The sequence below is a fragment of the Chryseobacterium sp. SIMBA_028 genome (genome assembly GCF_046535285.1).
Taxonomy (GTDB): Bacteria; Bacteroidota; Bacteroidia; order Flavobacteriales; family Weeksellaceae; genus Chryseobacterium.
Genome location: NZ_JAWRWZ010000900.1, coordinates 1 through 230 on the forward strand (window position 1 = coordinate 1; position 230 = coordinate 230).

A 230-nucleotide genomic window follows, 5' to 3' on the forward strand; every position below is an offset into this window, starting at 1 on the left:
ATGACAACTATGAAGAATATGATCTGATGGAAAATACAGTCCTTAAGCTTCAGACCCAGGAATCTCAACAGTGGAACCTGGAGAATGAAAGTAAAAAAGTGAAAGAATATGAAGAGAAAGAAAAAGATAAACCCGAAGAAGAAAGAAAAAAATATATTCCAAAAAACTTTGATTATTTTTTTAAAGTAAATGCAGAGAAATTCTTTAAATACAGATGGAAAAGTATTAAC

The 230-nt window shown here is 29.1% G+C and carries 1 protein-coding gene; it reads left to right on the top strand.

From position 1 onward, the window contains the following. The coding region (locus SCA31_RS25810; RefSeq protein ID WP_410699777.1) for a hypothetical protein at nt 1–230 on the top strand (230 nt) is incomplete at both ends.